This window comes from Alistipes sp. An66, from assembly GCF_002161445.1.
Lineage (GTDB): Bacteria > Bacteroidota > Bacteroidia > Bacteroidales > Rikenellaceae > Alistipes > Alistipes cottocaccae.
Map to the genome: position 1 here is coordinate 13,561 of NZ_NFHT01000011.1, position 23,878 is coordinate 37,438.

15 protein-coding genes and 3 pseudogenes are annotated in these 23,878 nt (G+C 58.1%); 7 read left to right on the forward strand and 11 right to left on the reverse strand.

The genetic code is table 11. The features are described from left to right. Nucleotides 1-19: 19 nt before the first annotated feature. The 6 genes from B5G16_RS08425 to B5G16_RS08450 are packed head-to-tail and all read left to right on the forward strand — an operon-like array spanning nucleotide 20 to nucleotide 8,726. On the forward strand, nucleotides 20-673 hold the full coding sequence (locus B5G16_RS08425; protein WP_087263227.1) for an HmuY family protein: 654 nt from the start codon (nucleotides 20-22) through the stop codon (nucleotides 671-673). Then, a complete protein-coding gene (locus B5G16_RS08430) occupies nucleotides 673-2,823 on the forward strand; it encodes a TonB-dependent receptor (protein WP_087263229.1) in 2,151 nt (716 codons plus the stop codon). Before B5G16_RS08425 ends, B5G16_RS08430 begins: the two co-directional genes overlap by 1 nt. 3 nt (nucleotides 2,824-2,826) lie before the next feature. Continuing rightward, on the forward strand, nucleotides 2,827-7,098 hold the full coding sequence (locus B5G16_RS08435) for a cobaltochelatase subunit CobN (protein ID WP_087263231.1): 4,272 nt from the start codon (nucleotides 2,827-2,829) through the stop codon (nucleotides 7,096-7,098). Further along, nucleotides 7,098-7,796 carry a hypothetical protein gene (locus B5G16_RS08440; protein ID WP_087263233.1) on the forward strand — a complete coding sequence of 233 codons (699 nt, stop codon included), beginning with the start codon at nucleotides 7,098-7,100 and terminating at the stop codon, nucleotides 7,794-7,796. The genes B5G16_RS08435 and B5G16_RS08440 overlap by 1 nt, the downstream gene beginning before the upstream one ends. 4 nt (nucleotides 7,797-7,800) lie before the next feature. Further along, a complete protein-coding gene (locus tag B5G16_RS08445; RefSeq protein WP_087263235.1) occupies nucleotides 7,801-8,403 on the forward strand; it encodes a MotA/TolQ/ExbB proton channel family protein in 603 nt (200 codons plus the stop codon). After that, on the forward strand, nucleotides 8,400-8,726 hold the full coding sequence (locus B5G16_RS08450) for a DUF2149 domain-containing protein (RefSeq protein WP_087263238.1): 327 nt from the start codon (nucleotides 8,400-8,402) through the stop codon (nucleotides 8,724-8,726). The genes B5G16_RS08445 and B5G16_RS08450 overlap by 4 nt, the downstream gene beginning before the upstream one ends. A 731-nt stretch (nucleotides 8,727-9,457) precedes the next feature. Here the strand turns inward: B5G16_RS08450 and B5G16_RS08455 are convergent. From B5G16_RS08455 to B5G16_RS08485, 10 genes and pseudogenes are all read right to left on the reverse strand, one after another. Next, on the reverse strand, nucleotides 9,458-11,197 hold the full coding sequence (locus B5G16_RS08455) for a DUF4091 domain-containing protein (protein ID WP_087263242.1): 1,740 nt from the start codon (nucleotides 11,195-11,197) through the stop codon (nucleotides 9,458-9,460). Nucleotides 11,198-11,229: 32 nt separating this feature from the next. Continuing rightward, on the reverse strand, nucleotides 11,230-12,819 hold the full coding sequence (locus B5G16_RS08460; RefSeq protein ID WP_087263243.1) for a DUF4874 domain-containing protein: 1,590 nt from the start codon (nucleotides 12,817-12,819) through the stop codon (nucleotides 11,230-11,232). Nucleotides 12,820-12,955: 136 nt separating this feature from the next. Continuing rightward, on the reverse strand, nucleotides 12,956-14,503 hold the full coding sequence (locus tag B5G16_RS08465) for a DUF4874 domain-containing protein (protein ID WP_087263245.1): 1,548 nt from the start codon (nucleotides 14,501-14,503) through the stop codon (nucleotides 12,956-12,958). A 26-nt stretch (nucleotides 14,504-14,529) separates the two neighbouring features. Further along, complete coding sequence (locus B5G16_RS08470; protein ID WP_162612044.1) at nucleotides 14,530-15,102, reverse strand: FISUMP domain-containing protein; 573 nt, start codon at nucleotides 15,100-15,102, stop codon at nucleotides 14,530-14,532. A 123-nt stretch (nucleotides 15,103-15,225) separates the two neighbouring features. After that, nucleotides 15,226-15,375 (reverse strand): annotated as a pseudogene (locus B5G16_RS13020) (hypothetical protein); the annotation flags it as partial. An 11-nt stretch (nucleotides 15,376-15,386) separates the two neighbouring features. After that, nucleotides 15,387-16,370: pseudogene (locus B5G16_RS08475) on the reverse strand (RagB/SusD family nutrient uptake outer membrane protein); the annotation flags it as partial. Between the two features lie 15 nt (nucleotides 16,371-16,385). Next, complete coding sequence (locus B5G16_RS12875; protein WP_239406042.1) at nucleotides 16,386-16,913, reverse strand: hypothetical protein; 528 nt, start codon at nucleotides 16,911-16,913, stop codon at nucleotides 16,386-16,388. Between the two features lie 29 nt (nucleotides 16,914-16,942). Continuing rightward, nucleotides 16,943-19,366, reverse strand: a complete 2,424-nt coding sequence (locus B5G16_RS08480; protein ID WP_335340993.1) for a SusC/RagA family TonB-linked outer membrane protein — start codon at nucleotides 19,364-19,366, stop codon at nucleotides 16,943-16,945. Next, nucleotides 19,290-20,300, reverse strand: a pseudogene (locus B5G16_RS12880) (TonB-dependent receptor plug domain-containing protein); the annotation flags it as partial. The pseudogene B5G16_RS12880 and the gene B5G16_RS08480, both read right to left, overlap by 77 nt. A 62-nt stretch (nucleotides 20,301-20,362) precedes the next feature. Continuing rightward, complete coding sequence (locus B5G16_RS08485) at nucleotides 20,363-21,331, reverse strand: FecR family protein (RefSeq protein WP_162612045.1); 969 nt, start codon at nucleotides 21,329-21,331, stop codon at nucleotides 20,363-20,365. A 145-nt stretch (nucleotides 21,332-21,476) separates the two neighbouring features. Here B5G16_RS08485 and B5G16_RS08490 point away from each other — a divergent pair, with 145 nt between their 5' ends. Next, nucleotides 21,477-22,061, forward strand: a complete 585-nt coding sequence (locus B5G16_RS08490; RefSeq protein ID WP_087263253.1) for an RNA polymerase sigma-70 factor — start codon at nucleotides 21,477-21,479, stop codon at nucleotides 22,059-22,061. Between the two features lie 102 nt (nucleotides 22,062-22,163). Here B5G16_RS08490 and B5G16_RS08495 read toward each other — a convergent pair whose 3' ends face one another. Continuing rightward, the gene (locus B5G16_RS08495) at nucleotides 22,164-23,855 is read right to left on the reverse strand and encodes a RagB/SusD family nutrient uptake outer membrane protein (RefSeq protein WP_239406046.1); all 1,692 of its coding nucleotides are present in this window, start codon (nucleotides 23,853-23,855) and stop codon (nucleotides 22,164-22,166) included. Nucleotides 23,856-23,878 lie beyond the last annotated feature (23 nt).

Sequence of the window (23,878 nt, forward strand, 5' to 3'; positions counted from 1 at the left end):
GGAAAAAGCGAGATTGGCCATGAACTGCAAACAGGCTGGGCTGTTCCTGTCGGGAGCGACACTGCTGCTGTCGCTCCCGGCCTGCAACGGCATCTTCGAGGGTATTTATGATATGCCCACATCCGAGACCGGGAACGAATACGGGTTTATCCTTATCGACGAAGGAACCCGTACGGGACGGATCTATATCGACGCCACGGATTACACCGAATGGCATTATGTCGATCTGCACGACAAACAGGTGACAACGACACAGGTGGGTGACACGGCTCCCGAAACGTGGGATTTTGCCGTACATCGATACGACTCGAAGACCAACGGCGGCACCGTTTGGGAAAGCCAGGCGGGGGCTTTCGATGCGCTTCCCGCTCTGGAATCGGTTTCCGAAGAACAGTGGGTGGCCGATGAATGGACCACCGACCGCATCACGATCGACATGTCACAGATGATGGACGGAATCATCCTCTATGCCAAGGATTATTGGAACCCCACTCTTTCGCGCTGGCTCAATGTAGACACCTCGACCATGCCGCCGATCTACACCCTTTCGGGGAAGATCTATCTGCTTCGTCTGAAGGACGGTACCTGTGCGGCCCTGCGTCTCGCAAACTTCATGAACGATGCTGCCGTAAAGGGTTACATGACCATTGACTACCTCTATCCCGTTGAATAATGATGAAACTGCTGGTACTATCTCTTTTGGGATTGCTGTTTACGCTGCAGACGCAGGCTCAATACAAGATCTCCGGTACCGTTTCGGACATGGCAGGCAGACCGCTCACCGGAGCGGCCGTTACCGTAAAGGAATTGCCGTCGCTCGGGGCCGTGGCCGACACGGAGGGTCGTTATGAAATTGCGCTTCCGGGCAAAGAGACGTATACGCTTTGCGCCTCGTTTGTCGGCTACGAATCGGCCAGCGAAAAGATCGCTGCCGGCCAGACCAGACCCTTGAATTTCCGGCTCGCGGAGGGCTCCACGATGATGGATCAGGTGGTGGTGACGGCCACCCGTACCCCGAAATTGTTGAAAGATGTCCCGATTGTCACCCGAGTCATCTCTGAGGCCGATATCAAACAGGTCGATGCTACCCATATCGGCGACCTGCTGCAAAGCGAGTTGCCGGGCATCGAGTTCTCCTATTCGATGAACCAGCAGGTTGCGCTTAACATGTCGGGCTTCGGCGGCAACTCGGTGCTGTTTCTCGTCGACGGTGAGCGGCTGGCGGGCGAAACGCTCGACAACGTCGATTACAGCCGTCTGAACATGGACAATGTCGGGCGCATCGAGATCGTCAAGGGGGCCGTTTCGTCGCTCTACGGCTCGAATGCCATCGGCGGCGTGGTGAACATCATCAGCAGGGAGTCGCAGGAGCCGTGGTCGGTCAATCTGAACGGTCGTTACGGAGCCCACAACGAGCAGCGTTACGGTGGGTCAGTCGGATTCAATCAGGGCCGGTTCAATTCGATGACCAACGTGCAGTACACTTCGATCGACGCCATCGACCTCTCGAAGGGAACCGACAACGCAGAGGTCGGCGATTACAGCACCATATTCGGCAATTCGTCGCTCAACATCAAGGAGCGGCTCGTCGTCACGGCGGCCGAAGGTTTGAAATTCACGGCCCGGGCAGGTTACTTTTACCGCGAGCGCGACGCTTCGGAAAGCATCAAGGACCGCTACCGCAGCTTCTCGGGCGGACTGAAGGGCAACTGGGCGATTACGCCGTCCGATGATCTGGAACTCTCCTATACCTTTGACCAGTACGACAAGAGCGACTATCTGGTTCCCACGTCGCGAGACGTGCGCGATTACAGCAACGTGCAGCACACACTGCGTACGCTCTACAACCATACGTTCTCCGGGAAACACATCCTCACCGTCGGCGGAGACTACATGCGAGACTACCTGATGTCCTACCAGTTTACGGACAACGGCAGCCATACGCAGCATACGGCCGATGCCTTCGCACAGTTCGACTGGAACCCGCACCGGAGATTCAACCTCATTGCGGGCCTGCGCTTCGACCATTTTTCGGCGGCAAATCTTTCGCACCTTTCGCCAATACTCGGCGTGATGTATAAGGTTGCAAACTGTTCGCTTCGGGCATCATACGCAGGCGGATTCCGCGCCCCGACCCTCAAGGAGATGTACATGGACTTTTACATGGGCAACATCTTCATGATCTACGGAAATCCGGAATTGAAAGCCGAGACAAGCCACAACTTTTCACTCTCGGCCGAGTATCTGAAAGGACAGCACAGTTTCACCGTAACGGGATTCTACAATCTGGTGGACAGCCGCATCACCACGGTCTGGAACCAGGAACTTGACGGACAGGTCTACACGAACATGTCGCCGCTGCAGGTGGCCGGAGCCGAGGCCAATGCGACGGGCCGCTACCCGTGCGGCATCTCGTGGCGCGTGTCGTATGCCTACACGCGCGAGATGATCGAACGGGGACAGCCGCTCCTCTCGTCGACGCGCCCCCATGCGGCCACAGCACGTCTGGCGTACGACAAGACGTGGAAAAACTACGGTTTGAGCATCGCTCTGTCGGGACGTTGGCTTTCGGCCGTCACGTGCGACGTCTATACCGAGCTGACCTCCTACGAGCAGACCGTGCGGCAGACCTATCCGGGCTATACGATCTGGAAATTGAGCCTTGCGCAGCATCTGTGGCGGGGCATGGATCTCACGCTGGCCGTGGACAACCTCTTCAACTACCGGCCCGACTACTATTACAGCAACTCGCCCACGACCATCGGCACGACCGGCTCGGTGGGACTTTCGCTGAATCTCGAACAATTTTTCAAGCGTAAATAAAGGATGAAACATAAGATACCAATGATCTGGGCAGGCGTGATTCTGCTTGCCGTCGTATTGGGCGTTGTGGCGTGGAACAGCTGGTTCTCGGCCACGCGCATCGCCTTTGTAAATTACCAGGCCACGACGCTCGGACAGATCGCCCGGGCCAACGATCACGGCCGCATCCGCCTCGCGGAGCTCTCCCCGGCGGACTTCGACCGTCTGGGGCGCTACGACGTGGTGCTGATGAACGGCATGGGGCTCCGCATCACGGCCGAAGAGCGGGAGGTTCTCCAACGGGCCGCCGATCGGGGGCTCGCCGTCATCACGACCATGGCAACCAATCCGGCGAACGAAATCGTCTCGGCCGACTCGGCGACCGTGGCCACAGTCAAGGGGTATCTCAACGGCGGCGGCCGGAAGAACTACCGCAACCTGCTCGTCACCCTTCGCCGCACGGTCGACGGCAAGCGGTTCGACACGGACGAGCCCGAGCCGCCCGTGGTGCGCGACCTGAAACAGTTCTACCACGCCGACCCCTCGGATCCCGAGGCGGAAGAGCCGGATTTCGACAGCGTGGAGGCCTACGAGGCCTTTTTGTCGCGGCACGGGTTGCTGAAACCGGATGCCCCGCGGGTGATCGTAACGGGACAGATGGGCGAACCCGCCGAGTTGATTGCCCGGCTGGAAGAGACCGGCAACATGGTCTACCCCCTCCGCAACCTGCAAGCGGCGATCCGGAACGGACAGGCCGATTCGATCCGTCCGTCGGCCGTGATCAACATGGCGCACGGGCGTCTGGGCGATGCCGTCGTGGACTACCTGACCCGGCGGAACATCCCGCTCTTCGCGCCGCTCAACGTCAACCGGCCGGTCAGCGAGTGGGAGGCCGACAAGATGGGCATGAACGGCGGTTTCCTGTCGCAGAGCGTCGTGATGCCCGAAATCGACGGGGCGATCCGGACCCAGGCGCTCTTCGGCCACCGTCTCGACGGCGAAGGGCTGCAACAGGTCCATGCCATTCCCGAACGGCGGGAGCGGTTCGTCGAGACGGTGAACCGCCACATCGCCCTGCAACGCAAGCCCAACCGCGAGAAGCGCGTGGCGATCTACTACTACAAGGGACCGGGGCAGAATACCCTGACAGCCTCCGGCATGGAGGTCGTACCGTCTCTTTACAACCTGCTGGTACGGCTGCGGAGCGAAGGCTATCGCGTGGAGAATCTCCCGGACGCCCCCGCCGGACTGGCCGCGCTGATCCAGCGGCAGGGGGCCGTTTTCAACGGCTACGCTCACGGCGCAAAATCGGACTTTCTGAAAAACGGCAATCCGGCGCTGATCTCCGCCGGAGAGTATGCCGCCTGGACCTCCGAGGCCGTGCGCCCCGAACGGATGGCCGAGGTGGCTGCGCTCGACGGCGAGTTCCCGGGCCGTTACCTCTCCGACGGTCAGGGCCGGCTGGCCCTGCCGCGCATCGAGTTGGGCAACGTCGTGCTGCTGCCGCAGCTGGCCGCCGGAGCGGGCGACGACGACTTCGCCATCGTCCACGGCACCGACGCCGCGCCGCCCCACGCCTACATTGCCTCCTATCTTTGGGTCCGCTACGCCTTCCGGGCGGATGCCATCGTCCATTTCGGCACGCACGGCAGCCTGGAGTTCACGCCCCGCAAACAGGTGGCCCTGAGCGGCAGCGACTGGCCCGATGCGCTCGTCGGAGCGACGCCCCACCTCTACGTCTACTCGATCGGCAACGTCGGCGAGGGCATCATCGCCAAGCGCCGCGCGTATGCCACCCTGCAATCCTGCCTGACGCCGCCCTTCATGGAGAGCGGCGTGCGCGGCATCTACCGCGACCTGAACGCGGCGATCCAGACCTACAACGACCTGCTCTACGCCGACGGTCGGCCCGACACGCGGGCCGCGGCGCTGCGCGTCAAGCGGCTGACCGTCGAACTGGGCATCCACCGCGAGCTGCGGCTCGATTCGCTGTCCGCCGAGCCCTATACCGAGGCGGAGATCGCCCGCATCGAGTCCTTTGCCGAGGAACTGGCCGCGGAGAAGATCACCGGGGAACTCTATACGATGGGCCGACCCTATTCGCCGGAACGTATCTGCAGCAGCGTCTTCGCCATGTCCACCGAACCGATTGCTTATTCGCTGCTGGCGCTGGACAAGTTCCGGGGCCGGGCCTCTGCCGATCTCGAAAAACACCGCACGCTCTTCACGCGCCGCTACCTGACGCCGGCCCGCGGGCTGGTTGCCCGGCTGCTGGACGGCTCGCAACAGCCGACCGACGCCTTCATCTGCTCGACGGCGGGCATCCCGGCCGCGGAGTTGGAGAAGGCACGCGAAATCCAGCGTGCGCTCTCCGCACCGCAGGATATGATGGCCCGCATGATGGCGATGATGTCGTCAGGCGCGCCGATGCAGCATCCGGCCGGTATTCCGAAGTCGGGGAAGGGGGCTTCGAAACACCCCTCGTGGATCCCCAAGATCGGCAAGCGTCCCGCAAACACCGGGCAGGCGGAGGAGACGACGCAGAAGAAACCCGCCGCAATGCCGGCCGAAGCGATGGCCGCCATGATGGGTCTCGGAAAGGAGTATTCGAAAGAGGAGCGGGAATTGGCCCGCGTCGTGTCGGAACTCGAACGCACGATCCGCAACGTCGGCAACTACCGGCGGGCATTGGAGCAGAGTCCCGAAGCGGAACTCTCGTCACTGATCAATGCGCTGGACGGCGGCTACACGGCTCCCTCGCCGGGCGGCGACCCCGTAGCCAACCCCAACACCCTGCCTACGGGCCGCAACCTCTACGCCGTGAACGCCGAGGCCACGCCGAGCGCGCAGGCTTGGGAGCGCGGCAAGGAGTTGGCTGACGAGACGATCCGCCTCTACCGCGAACGCCACCACGACTCGCTGCCCCGCAAGGTGAGCTATACGCTTTGGAGCGGGGAGTTCGTGGAGACCGAAGGGGCGACCCTCGCGCAGGTGCTCTACATGCTGGGCGTCGAGCCCGTGCGCGACGTGTTCGGCCGCGTGAACGACCTGCGGCTCATCCCCTCCGAGGAGTTGGGACGCCCGCGCATCGACGTCGTGGTACAGACCAGCGGCCAGCTGCGGGATCTGGCCGCCTCGCGTCTGTTCCTCATCGCGCGGGCCGTCGAAATGGCTGCCGCCGCGAAGGACGACCGCTACGAGAACTTCGTGGCGAAGGGGATCGTCGATGCCGAGCAGGCGCTGATCGAGCGGGGCCTCTCGCCGCGGGAGGCGCGCGAGGTCTCGACCCATCGGGTCTTCGGAGGCGTCAACGGCAACTACGGAACGGGCATCACCGACATGGTGCAGCGCGGCGACCGCTGGGAAAACTCTTCGGAGATCGCCGCAGTCTATTTGCAGAACATGGGGGCCTACTACGGCAGCGAAAAAGAGTGGGAAGAGGTGCGGCAGTATGCGCTGGAAGCCGCGCTGACCAACACCGATGCCGTCGTACAGCCCCGTCAGAGCAATACGTGGGGCGCATTGAGCCTCGACCACGTCTACGAATTCATGGGCGGCATGAACCTCGCCGTGCGCAACGTCACGGGCAAGGAACCCGATGCCTATTTGAGCGACTACCGAAACCGAAACCGCATGCGCATGCAGGAGCTCAAGGAGGCGATCGGCGTCGAGAGCCGCACGACGATCTTCAACCCGAACTATCTCCGCGAGAAGATGCGGGGCGGAGCGAGCGCCGCCGCCGGATTTGCCGAAGTGGTGCAGAATACCTACGGATGGAACGTCATGAAGCCCGATGTGGTGGACAACGAGCTCTGGGACGAAATCTACCGGGTCTACGTGCAGGACAAGTTCGGCATGGGTCTCCGCGGCTATTTCGAGCGGCAGAACCCCGCGGCGCTGGAGGAGATCTCAGCCGTGATGCTCGAAACGGCCCGCAAGGGGATGTGGCAGGCCTCGGACGAGCAGCTCGCTGCCCTCGCGGAGCTCCATACCGAACTGATCGACAAGCACGGTCCCTCCTGCTCGGGTTTCGTCTGCGACAACGCCAAGTTGCGTGACTTCATCGCCTCGAAGAGTACACCGGAGACTGCCCGTAACTACCAGCGGCAGATCCGCGAGGTACGCGAAGCTTCGCTCGACGCTGCGAACGGCACGGTGCTCAAACGCGAGGAGCTCGCAGCCGCCGACCGGACGACCACGCTGGTCAGCAATACCGTTGTTGCCATGCTGGTGATCGGCATCATCGCGGTGCTGGTTCTTGTGGTTCGCCGCCGTCGCAAAAAGATGGAAGAGTAATGGAAACCGTCGTACTGGTCATGATGATCGTGGTCTGCTTCAACTACCTGTTGAAGCAGACCTGGCGCAAGCCCTTTTATGTGGCATTTTCGGCCGTAGTCTGTGCTCTGCTTGTCGGGCTGGCGTGGCCCTGGGCCATCGAGCAGTCGAAAAACCAGATCGCGGGCTGGCTTGCCGACTCCGCGCTGATGCTCGATCTGGCGGTCCTCCTCACGCTGGAAGTCGCCCTGCAGATGACCTTCTGCATCGTTGCGGCACACATCCACACGGCGGGGCGCGTAAAAACCTCCATCGTGCGGATCTACCGCCTGCTGCGCTGGTTTCCGGGATTGCTCGTCTTCCCGGTGTTGTTCAGCCTGCTGGTGGCCGCCATCTTCGCCCTGCCCGGCGTATCGTTTCCGCTGGTGGCCTGGTCGCTGGCCGCCGTCGTGGCAGTCGTGATTCCTCTGGGGCGTTGGGCGTTGAAGCACCTTCTGCCCGAAAAGGAGATCCGTCTCGAACTGCTTTTCCTCACCAATGCACTGATTGCCATTCTGGGAATTATCGCCACGGTCAACGGCCGCACGGCCGTTGCCGGTATCACCTCTGTCGACTGGCCGTCTCTGGGTGGAGTGATGGCCTTTGTCGCTGCTGGCTTGCTGCTTGGCATGGCGGCTTTCCGCATCAAACAGAAACTTATGAATAAAAAACAGAAATAAAACCATGAATTACATTTCCGACATTCTCTATTGGATCTCGACCGGTCTGCTCGTTCCGGACATCGTCCTGCTGATCTTTTTCTTCGGGCGCTCGCTGCTGCTGATCGGCAGCTTCTTCGGGCAGTATCTTGCCATCCGCCGCACGGCCTCGCTCATCGGGCGCGAACTGGATGGGCTCACTCCGCAGACGGTCACCACGCTTGCCGAGCGTCTTCCCAAAAAGAATCCGTCGCTGCTCGTGGTCTACCTGAACCGCCTGCTTGAGGCCCGCGACAATGCCCCTCTCCGCCAACGGCTGCTTGCCGATTTCGAGATCGAAGCCGACCGCGACCTCGCCACCTCAAAGACGCTCTCGAAGATGGGCCCCATGCTCGGGCTGATGGGTACGCTCATCCCGATGGGCCCGGCGTTGGTGGGGCTCTCGACGGGCGACATCGCCTCGATGGCCTACAACATGCAGGTGGCCTTTGCCACAACCGTCGTGGGACTGTTCGCCGCGGCCATCGGCTTCATCACCCAGCAGGTCAAGCAACGCTGGTACCTGAAGGATCTGTCCAACCTGGAGTTCGTAGCGGAGTTGTTGAATGCCCAAACCGGGAAGCGATGAGACGCAATTTACTGAAACACGACGAGGAGAGCGACCCGATGAGCGTCGTGAGTAACCTGTTCGACGTGGCGATGGTCTTTGCCGTGGCGCTGATGGTGGCTTTGGTGAGCCGTTACAACATGACCGAGGTGTTCAGCCGGGAGGATTTCACGGTGGTGAAGAACCCGGGCAAGGAGAACATGGAGATCATTACAAAAGAGGGTGAAAAGATCAACCGCTACACCCCCTCGGAGGATCAGGACCCGCAGAGCGGCAGGCGCGGCCGCAAGGTTGGCGTAGCCTACGAACTCGAAAACGGCGAGATCATCTACGTACCCGAATAGTGTTCCCGTCCGCACGAACTGATCCTTGCCCCAAAAAGCAGACTGCCGATTATCCGCAGACCGCCATTTTTGTTTTTCCGCCTGCACAGGAGTTGCACAATTCTTTCAGACATGAGAAAGGAGAAAAACAGATCAAAACAGAGGTCCGGAGAACCCCGGCTGCAAGAGATGTCAGGATCGCAATACCGACACGCGAAGGGAATAATTTCTCAACACAGAGAAGCCGTCCGGATACAGTCATAATGCCCCGGACAGGCACTCGCCGCGGTCGAAAGCCAATGGTCCGCAAACAGGGTCCGCGCATTGTTGATCCGGTTAAAGAGATCGACTGCACCTACTGACAATTCCGGTTTGCGCCCATTGCCGAACTTCCGCATGAAAAACTTTGCCTGCTGATTCTTTGTATCATCATGGTCCAATTCGCTTGTCGAGTTAAACTCAACGCGCACCTTGTTCGAGAGACCGGAAATGGCGGGACCTTCCAGCACAAAAACCGGAAAACCAGATTCTGCACATCAATCAAATGGGACATGAGCACCATCTGCTCCTGCAAATTCATACCGATTCCAACGGCTCGAACATAATTCGGATTATTGGAGATTGATCACCCTGTCGGCACTTCGGAAAAATTCTGTCGGTAATCTTACGGTCCTTGTAATATCGACCCGGATTCGGTTTGGCTCGGGAATGCACCCGGGGGAGCCACCGGAGAAACGGTCCGGGAACGTACTTCAAAACGTATTGAGACCAATACGGGCTTCGCGGAGCGTCTGTTCCCAGCCCTCGAAGGCTATGGTCGAACGGAAAGGCTTCAAGAGCTCTTCCAGCCTGCGGAGCTGTTCCTCATTCCCGGCGGCCTCGTTCCGCAGGATCCGGATCTTCTCCCAGTCCTGAATACCCTCGACCAGCCGTTCGAAACGGATCGAAGAGCGGCCTTCCGGATAGACGATGTATGTGTCCCCGGCCGTCCATGTGCGGAATCGGGAATCGCGGATCGGGTCCTTGACCCACGAATTGTAGGCCCACCGCAGGAAACCATCGTAATCCCGGGCGGCAGCATACCAACTCAAATAGACAGCTTCGGCCGGGGCCGATGATGTATAAGTATTGGGAAACCCCGAAGAGCAACAGACATAATAGGTCGTCGTCAATCCTTTGTCCCGGCGATCGGCAATATCACTCCGTTCGATCGGTCCGAAAATCCCGGTACACATGTCCTTAATATAGGGATATTGTTTGAAGATTTTTTGGTTGTCCGCCAGTGCAATGCCCAATTCCGGTGCTGTCTCTTTCAGCAGGGAGGTTGCCTCGGCCATCATCTCGGGAGAGCGTTCGTCCATGGCGATGTTGGTGATCCCGAGCCATCCTTTTTCACGGAGGTGGGCCGCAAAGGCGTTAAGGAATGGTGCCCACATTTCCCGGAACGCCGGTGTGCCCGGATCCGCCCGGACATCGACATATTGTCCCGATACATCATCCCGGTAGTGAAGCATGTTGTTCCACGGAAGCATCGAATAACAGTTGATGTATTTCCCGATTCCCAGATCGAGCATGAACGACACCCAGCGGTCGAAAACCGTAAAGTCGTATTCCCAGGAACCGTCGGCCAGACGTCTCCATTCGATCATGTCGGCATAGGCATCCTCGCATTGGTTGTTCCAGGGATCCTTGTTGAGTGTGGCGGTGATGACTTTCTGCCCGGCCTCGGCCAACATCTGCATCGTCGGGCGCATCCGCTCGAAATGCTCATCGCTCCACAGAGGCACGGATTCGACACGCGCTACGGCCGCCGGGTGTTGCCACAGGTCGAGGTGATAGGCCCATTCCGACGGTGCGGGCAGCGTCCGCTCCGTGATGTCGAGATGCAGGGTCAGTGTCCGGTCGAGGCCCGTTCCCGTGATCCGGACCGAAGCCGTATAGCGACCGGGCGCTGCATTGCGGGGAATCGCCACGGTGATCCAGATCGGGCGGGTCGAGCGGGCCGGGACGTCAAACGTGGAGATTTCGTCGAGCAGGTCGGCTTCGAGGTGAGCCGGATTACCCTTCGGACGATCCCCACACGGGCGCTCCGGCAGGAAGCGGTCGCTGATGACATACTTCACGAAGCGAGCCCGGGCAATATCCCGGAGCGGTGTTCCGGCTGCGGTCTGGAAGTCGCCGATCCGGCACTGCAATCCGCCGATCGAATCGGGCGTCGAAACGACGATCTGCGCCGAGACTTTCTCGCCGCGCCACCCTGCGAGTGTGTGTGATTCGGGAACGTCGTCCGCATAAGGTGTCGAACGGGGATAACGTACGTCGGTCGATCCGAAGGTAACGACCGGTTCAGTGATGTTGGTCCATGCCTCGGGGCGTTCGCCCTGCGGATCGGCCGGTTCGGTCCAGTCAAGACCGGATGTCGTGGCCGGATTCGGGAGTTCCGTACAGGCAAAAAACACCAGTAAAGGCCATACAATCAAGAATATTTTCATGGTAGTTTCGGGTTTAGGTCAGACTGATCAGTTCAAAAAGAGGTTTCATCCGACTCCGGAATCTCAACCTCGCCGAGAATCGTCATCCCGTACGAGCCATCGGCAGACACCCACCACGGAAGCCCCCGATTGGCGCATCGGATCGCATACCGGGGATCCATCCGGAGACGCTCCGAGGCATCCGCGATCCAAAGTCCCAACCGATAACATCCCGGTCCGGGGAGCAGGGCTGGGTCCAACACACCGTTGATCGCATGCACCTTCGGCGTGTGGGTCGGATCACCCGGCTCGTACGGCTGCCACGCCCGGCAGTCGGCGTCCGTCGCGCAACTTCCGACAACCCGTCCGCAGGAGTCGATCAAAGCGAAACGAACCTCGTAACGTCCGAATACGGTGGCAAATCCCCGGTTGATCAATGTCACCCGAACCGGATAACATTGTCCGGGCTGCATCTTCCGGGTATATTGCATTTCCTGCAATTCGAGCCGGTAACCCAGATGGTCACGAACATACTCGAACTCGGAGCGGAGAGCGGAATGCCCTTCCGCATCCCGGAAGTAGTCCTCCGAAAACGGCATTCCCTCCCGGACGAGGTATTCCGGATCGATCGGCGTACGCTTCCAGCGGATCATCGAAAACTCCGTCGGCTGATCCTCCTTCTGCACGGCATGCCGTTCCTTGTAGTTGTGAATGACGCTGAGCGACGTATAGTGTTGCAGGAAGAGACGTCGGGCCGTCTCCCGTCCGTCGATGAGCCATCCGGAATCGGGAGCATCAGGATCTCCGCCCACACTCCAAAAGCCCCACGGGAGTTCGCCGTCGACGATCAGATCGGGGGATTCACGGACCATCTGCTCGAAATTCGGGGTCCCTTCGTGCATGTTACCGTCCCAGCGATTCGGACGGATGACAATGAAATCATCGTGGAACAACAGCCGTCGATAGAGTTCCGGACGATCCCGCAGGATATTCTTGTAATCCGGGACACGCACCTGAACCTGCAACTCCTCGGGGACGATCTCCAACAATTTTTCGAGAATTGCCCGCTGGGCCGGCTCCGAATATTCCAGTCCATGTACGGAGCTGTGCCACTCGCCCCAGGCACCGATCACCCCGGCCTGCACGACCAGAATCAGATCCCGGTTTTTCGACAGAAACGGAGCCAGTTCGTCGAGATGCCCCAACGCCTGTTCCAAAGTCGGACCATCGGTCGCCCGCCCCATGAAATCACGTTCATAGGCAAAACGAAGCACGCTTTTCATGCCCAGATCCCGCAACCGATCGAAATAACGCTGCATTACGGCGAAATCCTCATCCGAAAGGCTCCGACCCAGGGCCCCGCCCAGATAGAAATAACTCTGAGCCAACGCAACGCTGTCCGAGGCATACTCGGTGGCCAGTTCAAGCAACTGTGCATCGGCCCGCTCACGGTCTTTCACCACATCGACGGCCGTCTCCAACCGGAATCCCCGACCGGGATTCCGCAACCCTTGCCGCGCCAGCGAATCTCCGGCCACGAGTCCCTCGAACACAATCCGGTCCGGCATCCGGGACTCCGGAGCCGATGCCGATGCCGGAACGACTCCGGCCAGCATCGCCGCACAAACCAACAGTTTCATCATATCTTTATCTTCTGCGAATACCGGAGGGCATGCGATGGAAAACCCGGAAGCCGGCCCCTCCGCATGCCCCCGGCAACCGGGTTCAGAACGTAACCTCCCCGATGACGTTCACACAATATTTATTCTCCGCATCGCGTCAGTGAGACAACTGGCCGTTCAGGCCCCATTTCACGTCGAAACGGTTGTCATACCTGTTGTTCGCCAACTCTGCCGCGCCGTCCGGCATCCAGATGCCGACCCGGTAGGTTCCCGACACCCCGGCCGGAACCGATCCCGACATGACATGTTCCAGCACCGTGAAACTCGAATCGCCCGGAGCATAGGGCTGCCACGTCCGGGGATCCGTGTCGACTTCGAACTCCTTCACCACCTGATCGTTCCCATCGATCAGCACCAGGTAGACCTCCACCGGGTTGACGACCGTGGCGAAACCCGTGTTGGTGAAGCGGATGTCGTACACCAGATTCCCACTCTCGGCCCCGACGGACGAGGTCGGCAGACAGTTGAGCCGATACCCCAGGTGGTCACGGATGAATTCATACATCGAACGCGGAACCAGCTCACCGTCCGCCTCGCGGAAGTAATCCTCCGAATAGAGGATCTGCAAGCCGTCGAGCATCTTCGGGTAGACCTTCACCAGTTGCCAGTTCGGGAAATTCCGGTTGTTGTTGTGCGTGAGGTTGAAGCCTGAATAGTGCTGGTCGCGCAGCGCCCGGAGTGTCGTATTGACGTCGAGGTTGAACCCCAGCCCGTAATCGCTGTCCTCATCGTAGGGCATTTCGCCGCTCATGTAACAATAGGGTGCATAGGAGGCCGCCTCGGCGTAATCCTCCGTCCCCGGCACAACGTCGCTGCCCGGCGCCATGGGATGCTGCCCCGCCGTGAAGTAATCGTTGTGAATGCCGATGCAGTTGGCATCCGACGGATCATCAAGCGTCAACGCCCGCTTGTACTCCGGCAGCCGCACCTCGATGCAGTAGGATTCGGGCAGAATGTCGAGCCACGTGTTGACCACCGCATTGCGCGCCGACTGCGAAGCGGCCAGCGAGGTGGTGTGCCATTCACCCCAGAGACCGATCGTCCCGGCCTGCACGGTGGCAATTACGTTGATATTCCGCAGAATGAACTCCCGCAACTGATTCAGATGCGATTTCAGCAGCGCCTCGTCGCGCACCTCCCGCCCAATGGAGATGTCCCCCGGATCGTACGCCAGGCGGAGAATCACCTTGTAGCCGTTCTCGCGGAAGGCGTCGAGAATCTGCTGCATGTTCGCGATTGCCGACTCGGGAATAGTCTCCGAATCATGAAACTCCGAGAGGTAGAAATAGAGTTGCGACAGATGCAATTCGTCACGCCCGGCATTGTTGTCGGCAACTCCGTCCTCGATGAATCCCGCAGGGTAGTAGCTCCACGGCGTCGTGAACGGATTGAAAAACTCCTCGATGCCGTCCGGCGATACCACATACTTGATTTCCAGGTGATAGCCCGTTCCCGGATTGGTCAGCGGCGCAATGCGCACAATATCCTTCGTCGAGAGATCCTCGTCCGGGCCCGGATCCGGATTCTCCTCCGGACGCATGTCCGGATATGTGCCGGCGGTGAACGTCGCCTTCTCTTCCAGACAGGCGCCGCACATGCTGCCTATCAGCATCAATACGCTCCAAAATACGATTCTTCTATTCATAAAAGTCTTTGTTTTTCAGGATGGTATCAATCATTTCCGACATAGATCAGACGCAAGGCCGCGCCATCGTTCGCCGATTTCCACAGCTCATCGCCGTTATCGTGCAGGATGACCCGATCGTCCATGTCGGAGACGATCAGATAACAATAGATGGAGGCGGATCCCCAGATCTCGTGAACGTCCTCGGGAAGCCGTCCCGCCGAGCTCAAATTCATGCGCCACTCGTTGATGTGCCCCTCCTCGCGCGGGAAATCGCCATACCAAACGTTGTCTTTGAGTACGTTATAGCCGCCCGGAACCTTCGCAGCTTCGGAAAAGAGTTCCTCGTAATCGGCCACCGTCGGGATCCGCCATCCCTCCGGAACGATCTGCTTGCTCACGGCAATCGAATAAAGACAGCCGTAAGCCCGGAAGCGCTCCGCCTCGTCGTCCTCGTCCAGCCGGATGTAATCCTTTGACGGGTCAAGCGCCGAACCGTCCGGGTAGCGCACCGTGCGCAGGTTGTCGGCCAGCCAGACGACGCTCTTGCCGTTGGAGTAGGTCAGTTTGGTCACCCGATAGGTGATCTGCTCGTCGCCGCGCACATCGGTGAACTCCATGATTCCGTCCAGATAGAGGATCGACGAGGTCCGTGACAGGAAATCCCCGGATTCGTCGGCCCGGATGTTCCAATAGAGTTCGGCCGTTTCGAAGCGCGTGCAGCCCAATTGTTCGAAAGCCTCCTGCAAACGTTCGTAACCGACATCCAGCGAGTGCTCCGTCCCGACCGGGATCTCATACACGTCGCCGGAAAAGTTCTGCGTCGGTGAGATACAGAGCGTGTAACGCTCCGTGGCAGGCATTCCGTCGGTATTCCATTCGAAATGCAGCATCCGGGATTCTGTTTGATCAGCCCTTTCCCTTCCGTGATGACGGATGTCGGCAGCGGGAAGCGCTCGTATTTGTAGACGCCGTCGACCTGTTTGTCGATCTTCTCCGTGGAGAAGCCCGCGAAACGAGCCTTTTCAAGCGCCTTCTCGATGAATTTGCCATGACGGATGAGATCCTGACGCCGGACCCCTTCGTAATAGAACTCGATACCGCGCTCTTTGAGCAGCGCATCGAGATAGAGTTCCGGAGTGTTCATCTCCACGTCCGGCAGCGGATCGAGCCCCGCACGGGTCCGAAGCATGTTCAACGCCTTCTTCGACTTCTCCGGAACGGTGTTCGTACTGCGCACCAGCGCCTCGCCATAGAGCGTCACCACATCCGCATAACGGTAGACCGGAATATCGTTGCTCATCTCGTCACCGACGGTCCCGTCGAAGCTGTACTTCTGTGGCACGGCACCCAGATAGAGCAGTCCGTTCGAGGGACGGTCGATTGCATAACTGTGCGTCACCGGATCATCGCCCGTCCCGACATACTCGGCATGGATACGGTCGAGACGATGGTCGCGCCCCTTGTCGGCCTCATATTCCTGATAGAAGGGCCAGGCCAGTTTGTAACCTCCCCATTTGGTGATGTTGTCCGGCGTCGGGAAATCACTGGTCATGGCATGCGCCAGCCACTGATTGTCCCCGTGGGTGATACCCCGCTTGGCCGTTGCTGCAAAGATGACCTCCGGGTTCTTCTCCGTACTCATGTCGAAGAGCGAATTGTAGTCGTCGACAAGGCGATAACCGTAATCGGGATTCCCCTCCATGTCCTCGCCGCACAGCTCGTCACCGATCTCCACGGCCTTGTCCCACTGGTGTGTGAGCATGTAGAATTTGAGCAGAACGGTTTTCGCCAGACCCTTCGTGAAGCGGCCATAGTCCGCATCTTCATATCGGTAGGGCAAAACACGCGCCGCCTCCGTCAGGTTGCTGACGATGAACTCCTGCATCTGCTCCTCGCTCAATCACGGAACGATCTTCTCCTCGCGGGGATTTTTCAGCGTTTCGAGATCCGGGATGGGAATCGGTCCGAACATGTCGTAATAGATGAAGGCCAGAAATCCCAGACCGCATTTAAGCTCCGCTGTATAACGTTCCAGCAGGGCGGCATCCATCGGAACCGACCGGATGCGGTCAATATTCAGAATCATCGAACTCAAATGGTTCGAATAGAAGTAGATGTTGCGTCCGGCATCGTTCAGCAGGATGTCGTTCGCCTCGTAGGAGTTGTATTTCCAGTTCTCCCAGTTGCCCCACGAACATTCACCCATGTCGGTCACCATGTCGGAAGTCAGGCAGTAGCCCGCCGCCACGTTGAAGATCTTCCGGGGCGAGAAGACGTTGTAGGCGCTGGCGGAAACCAGCGAACGGACATCCTCCTCGTTGCCGGGGAAGTCATTCCCGGGAATCTTGTCGTAAACCACGCTTTCGAGCGTACATGCGCTGCTGAACAGCAGCAGAAACGTCGATATGCCGCAAATCAATTTATTCATAATGCAATGCTTTAATCAGAACGAAATATTCACGCCGAAACTGTACGAGCGCACGTTGGGATAGGAATAGGTGTCGTTTCGGTCTCCGGATCCAGACCGTTCCAGTTCGTCAGCACAAAGGGATTCGTCACCGAGGCGTATATCCGCAGATTGCTGACCGCCTTGCCGGAAACGGGCACCGTGTAACCCAGGGTGATGCTGCCGCAGCGCAGGAAATTCACCTTCTTCACGAAATAGTCGCCCCAACCGTCGGCATTGTTGATGATGGTCGGATAATCCGAATTGACGTTCGCATGGCTGAACACGTCGTAGGCCCTGACCGAGACATTCTCGCCGTTCGCCATCCGGGTCCATTCGTCCAGATAGCTGCCCCCGCGCAGGCGTCCGAGTTCGCCGTAGAAATAGATGTTGAGATCGAAGTTCCGGTAGTTGAACGTATTCCCGAAGCCGAAGATCAGCGAGGGATCACTATTGCCGAGGTTTACCTTGTCGTAGTTGTCGATCTTCTCGTCATCATTGAGATTTTTCAGTACGACCATACCGGGCAGCAGTGTCGGCTGCCCTTTCGGTGCGGGATCGCCCGGACGCATAAGTCCCTGTGAGATCGTCGAGTAGTAGGACCGGATATAATCCGTCTCACGCTCATAAGGTTCCGGTTTCCAATAAGGGCTGCGTTCCAGCCAGCGGTCCTGATAGTTGGCCAGCGTCAGCGTCGTATCCCACCGGAAATGGCGGCGGGAGATGTTGACCGTGTTGAGCGTCACCTCGATACCCCGGCTCTGCGTCGCCCCTACATTCGCGTACATCGAGCGCACTTCGTTGTAGGAGAGCAGCGGCACCGTCCCCAGAATATCAGTAATCTTCCGATAGAAGTATTCCGCAGAAAGAGAGATGCGTTCGTCCCAGAATTTGAGATCCAGACCGACGTTGTACTCGGTTGTGGTTTCCCACGTCAGGTCAGGGTTTCCGTAGTCCGTCAGCGAGATACCCTTGATCTCGGTCTCATCCTTACCGATGATGCTCGGAGAGCCCACACCGTACATATCGACGATGTGATAGCCGATATTCGCATTACCCGTCTGTCCGTAGGAGAAGCGCAGCTTCGCATAGGAGAGCCAGTTCCGGGCTCCCTGCATGAAATTCTCCTCGGAGAAGGCCCAGGCGGCCGAGATCGACGGGAAGAACCCCAACCGGTTTTCGGGCGTAAAGTTCGACGATGCATCCATACGCAGCGTTCCCTCGACCAGATAGCGGTTCATGTAGTTGTAGTGCAGACGCACGAATCCCGAGGCCATGGCACTCTTGGTTCTCGACGACCCTACGGGCGGCTTGGCATAGGCGCCGGCCGACAGGTCGTTCCACAACAGCGCATCGGTGATGAAATCACGGTTTCCGGCATAGACGCTCGCGTTGTCGAACTGCTGGTAGGAATAACCGATCAGGGCCGTCAGTTTGTGCCGTTCCGCGAAACTCCGGTCATAGGTGGCCGTGGCATCGAACAGCAGGTCGGTGCCGTCCTGCTGGTTGATGTTGGCCGATCCGTTGTCGATCTGTCCGAGCAGCGTCGTCTTGGGCAGATAGTTGTTCCGCTTCTCGAACTTCCGGTCGGCACCCAGGCCGAGCTTCACCACCAGTCCCTGCAAAGGTTCTATCGTCACATTCGCCATCCCGAGAAACCGGTCCTTGACCGTCTCATCTTCGATATCAAGCAGCGAAACCGGATTCGGAACGAACGGACGGTTGTTGTCGATGACGTAGTTGCCCTGCGAATCACGGATCGGAAGCGTCGGATTTGCCAGAATGGCCGTCGTCAGGATGCCGGAATTCTCCTGCTCGCCGTCGCCCAGCGGCACGTTGTCATAACGGTTCTGCGTATAGGTTGCCGTGATACCGACTTTCAACCAGCGGGCGATCTCCTGGTCCAGATTCAGGCGGAACGACATGCGCGAGGCGTTGTTGTGTTTGACGATACCGGCCTGATCCATGTAGTTTGCCGAGACCAGATACTGCGTCTTCGCACTGCCTCCGACGATCGAAAGGTTGTGCTGATGCATGTACCCCAGGCGGGTGATCGCATCCAGATAGTCGGTATTGCGGGCCCGAAGGATTTCGTCGTTCGAGTACGGTGCCACGAACTCCGGGATCTGCTCGGGAGTGGCAATGTATCCCTTGTAGATGCTCAATCCGTTGTTTTTCAGATAATTCTCGTACGATTGCCGATTGTAGATGTCCATAAACTGGCTGCCCGAGAGCATCTGGTACTGCCGGGCAATGGCATTCACCGAGAAATTCCCCGAATAGGTCACCTTCGCCCGCCCGCTGTTCACGGCCCCGCTTGGTCGTGATGAGGATGACGCCGTGGCCGGCCCGGGCTCCGTAGATGGCCGTCGATGCGGCATCCTTGAGGACCGAGATGGATTCGATGTCGTCGGGGTTGAGCGATTCGAGCACATTATCCATGTTTCCGGCACTGTACACGGTTCCCGAACCGAGACTGGAGGTGGACGATATGGGAAATCCGTCGATCACGATGAGCGGTTCGTTACCGGCACCCGGGGACGCCTCGCCGCGAATCCGCAGTTTCGAGCCGCCGCCCGGCTGGGCCGACATCTGACGCACGGAGAGTCCCGCGGCCTTTCCGGCCAGCGCCTGCGAAATGTTCGACACCGTAGCGGTTTCCAGGTCGGACATGCCCACAACCGAAACAGCTCCCGTAAGGGTCTTTTTCGTCTGCTTGCCGTAACCGATCACCACAACGTCGCTCACAAGCGTCGCATCCTCCGCCATCTCGACAGTGAGATATGTGCGGCCGCCGACCGACACGGTCTGCGTCTCATAACCGAGGTAACTCACCACGAGGCGTGCCGAGGAGCCGGCAACAACGATCCGGAACGCTCCGTCCGGACCGCTGGTCGTACCCTCGGTCGTACCCTCGACCACGATGCTCGCGCCAATCAGCGGATTCCCGGCCTTATCCTTCACAACGCCCTCCACGGCCTGTCCCGACGGAGCCGATGCCGAAGAGTGCTCCCGCAAACTCAAAAGAATCTGTCGGGATTTAATCGCATACTCGTATGGGGTTCGGGCAAGCACCTGATCGAGCACTGCATTCAGTTCTCCGTCCGTCACATGGACCGATACTGGGATCGTCAGATCAATTCGCGACTCATTGATGAAAAAGGTGTAATCGGTCCCCTGCTCGATCATCTTCAAGACCTCCGACAAGCGCCTGTTCTCGACATCCAGCGTCAGACGCCGGGCTGTCCGTTCAACGGGGTCAACGAAACGATCGCGAACACCCAAAGAAACATCAATCGTAGTTTGTTCTTCATAAATTGGTAGTTTGAATTGGTTTTCAACGAAAAAAGCACGATACGGCGAAGCCATGGCACCGTCTGTCCGAAGCTCCGGACATCGGGCCTTGCCAATATCGGAATCCGTGGATGGGTTCAATAGAGCCAGTAGAGACAGCCCGAAGCGTCTTTCTGCCACTTGATGCCCGAAGAACTCTGGATCAGATTCAGGATGTGATCCAGCGACTCGTCCGTAATCTTAAACGTGAATCGGTCACCGCGGCCAAGAACGCCCTCGTCGGGTCGGATCTCGACGCCGTACCACCGTTCCAGCCGCGGAAGGATGAATTGCAGACGTTCGTTCTTGAAACTCTGTCCCGTATCGGAAATCCACTCGGTATAGCGGACGGCGTCGATCGGTTCAACGGTCGTATTCCGCGTCGTACGATCAAATGTCAGCCTCCGACCCGGCAGTAAGACATGCGACTCCGTGGCACTGCCGTCCGCCGACGGATGGTCGATGCGGACCTTTCCGGTCCGCAGGATCGTTTCCACGCAGTGGCGGTCCGTCGGCACAAAGATTTCGAACGACGTACCAAGAGCCGTGACCTGCACACCGTCAACATCAACCGAGAAGGGTGCCGAAGAATTCGGGGCGACCTGGAAAAAGGCCTGTCCGTCCAATACGACCCGGCGCTCGTCGGATCCGAAGCGTTCCGGATAGCCGAAGCGGCTGTTCGGTCCCAGGATCACCCGTGTTCCGTCGCTCAACAACACTTCCCGTTTGTCCTGATTCCCGGTCGAGAATTCGCAACGGACGGATTCTTCGGGCTTTTGCAGGAACGCATATCCCCCGAGCAGCACAATAAAGAGACTCGCCGCCACGCAGAGCCGACGGTACAGCCGCATCCGGACCTGCGCCTTTTGCAGAGACAACTGCCCGGAAATTCTATTCCAGACGATCCGCTTGATTGGGTCCAACGATTCGTCCCGGGTCTCTGGAACCCGATCCCACTGCCGCATCAACTCCCGGGTCACCCGTTCATCGGACAACAGATCCGGATCATCCGATACAATATCGCCTTGTCGGCAGGCCTCGATCCACTCTTTCAGATTGCGTTTCATCGTGCTTCTTTTATCATAAAGACACATGACCGGAGCCGATCCCTACCTCCGATCGACTTTTTTTCGAATAAAATTTTCCAAATGGCTCACCGCAGAAAAAAATGGTTATATTTGCCTTGCAACATCCACCCCAAAGCTCGTACGAATGAAGTTTGAACGTCCCAAAAAAAGAGAGGATTCCCGATCATTTCTTTCGCTGTTGCGTTCCGCAGAGAGTGAGGAGCATATTTTCGCCGAACTCTACGAGCGCTATTGGTTCAAAGTGTACCACTTCGCCGCCCTCTACCTGCGGGACGAAGAGGAGATCAAGGATGCGGTACAGGAGATCTTCCTGAAATTGTGGGACTCGCAACGTTTCCTGAAAGAGTTTGACAACATCGAGAATTTTCTGTTCATCATCACGCGCAATCACGTTTTCAACCGAAAACGTCACAAATCGTTCAATAACGACTTTTTCGAACTGACACTCCGCAATGCATCGGAGTTGTCGTACGACATTTCGACGGATATTGATACCGAAAACATGCGTCAACTTATCGATAAACTCATCGAAGCGATGCCACCTCAACGGCGTACGGTATTCAATTTAAGCCGCAAGGAGTGTCTGACAAACCGCCAAATCGCACTTCAACTGTCCATTTCGGAAAAGACCGTAGAAAAACACATCCAACTATCGTTGAAATACCTACGGAATAACCTGCTCATTTTCTTTATTTTCTGGAGCCTCTGACCTCAAAAGGCTTATGCTCGGGGATGTCTGATCCGCTCCTGCCGACAAAAAACGGGACTCGCCTTGAATGCGAATCCCGTTTCCCCAAATACGGATTCCGGATCACCATCCGGGATTGTTCTCCCCGATGGCTTTGTTGACCGACATCTCCAACTCCGGAATCGGCATCAACTGATGTTTGGCATCCACATTCCGGAAGGGACGCGCCATCATCTCCGGCCCCGAAGGATTGGAGTTCATCGGGAAACTGGATCCCGACTGGGTAAAGATCGGATTGTCGACCGACTGTCCCGCCTCATTCACCACCTTCAACGGGATGGCAGCCAACTCCTCGCCGATCTTGTGCATCCGGTCCAGGAAAATCCCCCAACGCAGCAGATCGAGACGGCGATGCGATTCGAAAGCCAATTCGCGAGCCCGCTCCTGTTGAATATACTCCATAAAGCCGTCAGACACTGGATTGCCGAAGATGTCTTTCACATCGTCGAACATGGTTTTGTCGACATCGGGCAGCGGAGTCAGCGGATCAAACCCGAACGCCCGGCGGCGAACCTGGTTGATCGCCTCCAAAGCCTCCGCCGTAGGCCCTCCGTTGACCTTGTAATCCGCTTCGGCGAACATCAGCAGCACGTCCGAATAACGCAGCAACGGATAATTCGTCGAATTGCCCCACGAATAGACCGGCAGGTTGATCTCGTACTCCCGGCGGAACTTGCCCGGCCAACGGAATCGGAACTCCGCATTATAGGGAACCTGCTCGAAATAGGCTTCATTCTTGTACATGTAGGGCATGATCGTCCAGTCCCGCCGCAGATCGCCATCCTCAAACGAATCGTAGAACTGCGGCGTCGTATAGAAGACCCCTCGTCCGCGGGCGATCGATTTTTTGGTCAGATCATCAACCAAATAATCCTGTTTGGTATACATCGGGGTATAATAGGCCACGAACTGACCGGTCTCCTTCATCTCCGTGGATTCCACGTTCCCGTAACACTCCACCTCGAAAAGCGACTCTCTGATGTCGTACTGATCCTGCATCAGCTTGATGAAGATGTCGCTGAAATCCGGATTGAGCGCGCAACTGTTCTCATCCATCAGGCTCTTGGCCCACTTGCGGGCATCGGCATAGTATTCGGGCTTGTCAAGCCGTCCGGCCGCATAGAGGCAGACTCGGGCCAAAATACCTTTAACAGCCTGCTTGTTCACACGCCCGCCAAATCCGAGGGTCGAGATATCGGCCACCATCTCCCAGGCATCTGTCATGTCCCGGATAACGGTTTGGTAGATCGTTTCCGAGGCCACCCGGGGTTGATGTACGTCATCAGCCGACTTGGTCGACTCCAAACGCAGGGGGACATCGCCCCAATAGGCCGTCAGCAGGAAATGGTAATAGGCCCGGAGAAAAAGTGCTTCTCCTTTGATTTGGCGGATCACAGACTCATCACACGATGCGCGATCGGCATTTTCCAGCAGCACATTGGCATTGTCGATCCCTTTGTAGAGATACTGCCACACCAATTTGACGCTGTTGTTGCCCGTATCGTAGTTGTAGTAATAGGGAACGAGCTTCGGCGTGGACTCCTTCGAGAAACACTCGTCCGTTCCCTGCGAGAACTCCACGCTCAAATAGACACTGTAACAGTTGCGCAGCGGATCGTAAATCGCCGCCAACGCCGATTCCAGCTCCTCCTGGTTGCGGTACCACGTCGACGGAGAGGTGAAATCATAGGGTTCGGTGTCCAGACACGACGTCAGCATGACGACGGACACGAACAATATCAGGATTCGTTTCATATGCGGTCTGCAATAGATAAGTT